Source organism: Pseudoalteromonas luteoviolacea (assembly GCF_021654285.1).
GTDB classification, from domain to species: domain Bacteria; phylum Pseudomonadota; class Gammaproteobacteria; order Enterobacterales; family Alteromonadaceae; genus Pseudoalteromonas; species Pseudoalteromonas luteoviolacea_J.
The window spans coordinates 1-1232 of record NZ_JAKFZS010000090.1 but is presented as its reverse complement, the minus strand read 5'-3'; the positions used below and the strand labels follow the sequence as shown (position 1 = coordinate 1232).

The window sequence follows — 1232 nt, the reverse complement described above, 5'->3', positions numbered from 1 at the left end:
TGATCTGCTGTAATTAAACAGGACACTTTGATAATGGAATATAATCCAGTTATTGAGGTGTTAAATGACAAAAAGAACAAACAGAAGTTACACGGCTGAATTTAAACAAGAAGCCGTCGCATTAGTAACCGAGCAAGGTTATAGCGTATCTAAAGCGGCTGCGTCTTTAGGTATCACAGATAAATTACTTTATAACTGGAAAGCAAAATTTGAAGCAGAGCAATCAGGCTCGATTTTAAGTGCTGATGAGCGAGCCGAATTATTGAAGCTACGAAAGGAAGTTAAAGAGCTAAGGATGGAAAAAGAAATATTAAAAAAGGCCAGCTCCCTCCTGCTAAGGGAAACGAAGTAACGTTTCAAACAATTCAACAGCTAGCTACAGCGTTTCCTGTGGTGAAGCTTTGCAAAATAATGAAAGTAAGCCGAAGTGCTTATTACGCTTGGCTTAAACGCCCAGCTAAGATCATTACGGCTGAGCAACTTCATTTATATCGAAGAGCTAAAGCGATATTCAAGCAAAGTCGAAATAGCTTAGGCTACCGAGAACTGCGGAAACGGTTATGCAAGGAGGGACTAAATGTTAGCGAGTATGGCGTTAAAAAGTTAATGGCTAAGCTTGGCTTAGTTGTTACCCAGCGCATAGCCTATAAGGTAACAACCAAACGCAAGCACAGTGATACTGTTGCTGATAATTTACTGAATCAGAACTTTAATCCTGTTGCGCCTAATCAGGTATGGGCTGGTGATGAGACCTATTTAAGAACTGGCGAAGGCTGGATGTACCTAGCCATTGTTATGGACTTATATTCACGCCGTATCGTTGGTTGGCACATTGATAGACGCATGACCACAGACTTAGTGAGCAAAGCGATGATGAAAGCGTATAACTTACGCCAGCCACCAAAAGGCTTGGTGTTTCACTCTGATAGAGGTTCGCAATATACCAGTAAGCATTACCGAAAACTGTTAGCTAATTACGGCATTAGAGCGAGTATGGGTGATGTCGGAGCTTGTTGGGATAATGCCGTGGTTGAGCGGTTCTTCGGCAGTTTAAAACACGATTGGTTGTTGAAAGTGCCTCAGCTAACTCGTGAATATATGAGAAATGATGTGACAGCGTATATGCGCTATTACAATTTAGAGCGACTTCATACAGCTAACTGTGATCAAACGCCAGTTGAGTATGAGCAAAATTCCTTAAGAAAAGTGTCCTGATTTAGTTGCGCAGAACA

At 41.4% G+C, this 1232-nt stretch carries 1 protein-coding gene; it reads left to right on the top strand.

What is annotated here, in order from left to right; all coding sequences use genetic code 11:
- Positions 1-64 precede the first annotated feature (64 nt).
- Positions 65-1215 (top strand): IS3 family transposase gene (locus L1077_RS27135; protein WP_237139877.1). Its coding sequence is split into 2 segments (ribosomal slippage): positions 65-335 and positions 335-1215, totalling 1152 coding nucleotides; the frame shifts between segments, so codons are not numbered across the junction.
- Positions 1216-1232: the final 17 nt, after the last annotated feature.